Raw genomic sequence first — 2,415 nt, 5'->3', positions numbered from 1 at the left:
CGCCGCCTGCCTGCACCCCTCCGGCGAGCGCGATCTGCCCGCCCGCCAGGCCCGGCACGACCTGCTCACCGGCCAGGTCCGGCTCGGCACCGCCGCCGACGACCCGCGCAACCCCTACCACTACCGCGGCGCCGGCCTCGGCCTCGGCCCCGACCTGCTCGGCACCTCGCTGCTGGCCGTCGGCCCGGCCGGCTCCGGCAAGACCGGCGCGGTGGTGCGGCCGCTCGCCGAGTCCCTGTGCCTGCACGCCCTCACGGGCCGGGCCTCGGTCGTGGTGGTCGGCGCGGCGGGCGCGGGCCTCGGCCCGGCGCAGTCCTACGACGTCGTCGTCCGCATCGGGCAGCCGGAGTCCGAGTACGACCTCGACCTGTACGGCGGCACCACCGACCCCGACGAGGCCGCCGCCATACTGGCCGAGGCCCTCGTCGGCGACCTGACCGACCCGCAGCCGGGCAGCGACAGCCGTCGCTCCACCACCGTCCTCGCCCAGTTGCTCGGCCCTTTCCGCGCGGTCCACGACCGCTTCCCGTCCGTGCCCGAGCTGCGGCAGTTGCTCGACGGCGTGCCCGGCCCGCTGGCCGCCCTGCGCAAGGCCCTGACGGACACCGGGCACGACTCGCTGCTGCGCGAACTGGACGCCCGGGAGCGGCAGATGGCCCACCCCGGCGACATCGGCACCGTGCTCGCCGACCGGATCGCGCTGCTCGACCGGCCCGCCTTCGCCACCTTCTTCGACACCTCCGGGCAGACCCGGCCGTTCTCGCTCAGGGCCCTCGACCACCCGGTCCGGGTCCGCATCGACCTGCCCCAGCGCGGCCACGCCGACGCCTCCCGCATCCTGGCCCGGCTGGTGCTCGCCCAGTTCACGGCCGCCGTGACGGTACGGGAGGACCGCTCGCTGTTCGCCTGCCTGCTCCTGGACGACGCCACCGGGGTGGTCACCCCCGAGGCGGTGCGCGCGATCCAGCGGCTGCGCTCGGTCAACGCCGGTACGGTGCTCACCCTGCGCACCCTGGACGACGTGCCCCGGCCGCTACGCGGTCCGCTGCTCGGCGCCACCGGCTGCCGGATGGCGCTGTCCGGGCTCACCCCCTGGGACGGGCAGGACTTCGCCGAGGTGTGGGGCAAGGAGTGGACCGAGACCCGGGACGTCACCGACCGGCAGATCATCGCCGAGACCCCGGCCGGCAAGGCCGTGCACATGCTGCGCCGGGTCATCACCGGCAAGGCGCCCACCGCCCGCGCCGTCACCGTCCGCCAGGTGGAGCGCGAGCGCTGGTCCGCGTCCGAGCTGGCGCACGGGGTGCCGGCGGGACACGGGGTGCTGTCCCTGACGACCGTGCAGGGCGAGCACGCGCCGCCGTTGCTGGTCGATCTGCGGGGCTGAGCCACCCGGGGGAGGGCCAGCGGGCGATCGTACGGTGAGGCAGAATCGGCATAGGCCGTTCATACGCCGCGGCCAAAAGATCACCCCGTTCACCGGACCTCCCTCACCGTGAAGGCCTCATGCCCCCGACGCTCGCCTCGCTCGTCCACCACTCCGCGCTGAAGCTGACGGTGCGCGCGGGCGAGGACCGCCTCGACGTGCCCGTGCGCTGGGCGCACGTGAGCGAGCTGGCCGACCCCGTGCCCTACATGGAGGGCGGCGAGCTGCTGCTGATCACCGCCCTCAAGCTGGACGCGGACAACCCCGAGGCGATGCGCCGCTATGTGCGGCGGCTGGTCGGCGCGGGCGTCGTCGGGCTCGGCTTCGCCGTCGGCGTCACCTACGACGAGATCCCCGGGCCCCTCGTCGACGCCTGCCAGGAGGAGGGGCTGCCGCTGCTGGAGGTGCCCCGCCGCACCCCCTTCCTGGCCATCAGCAAGGCCGTGTCGGCCGCGATCGCCGCCGACCAGTACCGGGCGGTCACCGCGGGCTTCGCCGCCCAGCGGGAACTGACCAAACAGGCCCTGAACGCCGGCCCCGAGGGGCTGCTCACCGCGCTCGCCGCACAGGTCGACGGGTGGGCGGCGCTGTACGACGCCTCGGGCGCCGTCGTCGCCGCCGCACCCGAGTGGGCCGGTCGGCGCGCGGCCCGGCTCACCCAGGACGTCGAACGGCTGCGGGAGCGGCCCGCGCCCGCGTCCTCCGTGGTCGGCGCCCCGGAGAACGAGGACCGCGTCGAACTGCACTCCCTGGGGACCGGACGGCGGCCTCGGGCGGCCCTCGCCGTGGGGACGGCCGCCGCCCCCGGCACCGCGGAGCGGTACGCCGTCCACTCCGCCATCGCCCTGCTCACCCTCGTCACCGAGCGCTCCCGCTCGCTGCACGCCGCCGAGCAGCGCATCGGCACGGCGGTGCTGCGCATGCTGCTCGCCGGGGAGCCCGACCACGCCCGGGCGGTGGCCGGGGACCTGTACGGCGGGCTGCTCGAC

2 protein-coding genes are annotated in these 2,415 nt (G+C 75.9%); both read left to right on the top strand.

Annotation, left to right across the window (positions count from 1 at the left end; translation table 11 throughout):
- On the top strand, positions 1 to 1,387 hold a 1,387-nt coding region (locus ACLU3S_RS36700; RefSeq protein ID WP_413956306.1), incomplete at its 5' end, for an ATP-binding protein.
- Between the two features lie 119 nt (positions 1,388 to 1,506).
- The coding region (locus tag ACLU3S_RS36695; RefSeq protein WP_413956305.1) for a PucR family transcriptional regulator ligand-binding domain-containing protein at positions 1,507 to 2,415 on the top strand (909 nt) is incomplete at its 3' end.

It is taken from the genome of Streptomyces sp. AF1A, from assembly GCF_047340315.1.
GTDB lineage: Bacteria > Actinomycetota > Actinomycetes > Streptomycetales > Streptomycetaceae > Streptomyces.
The sequence above is the reverse complement of the archived record's forward strand: the minus strand, read 5'-3'. Positions and strand labels throughout refer to the sequence as shown.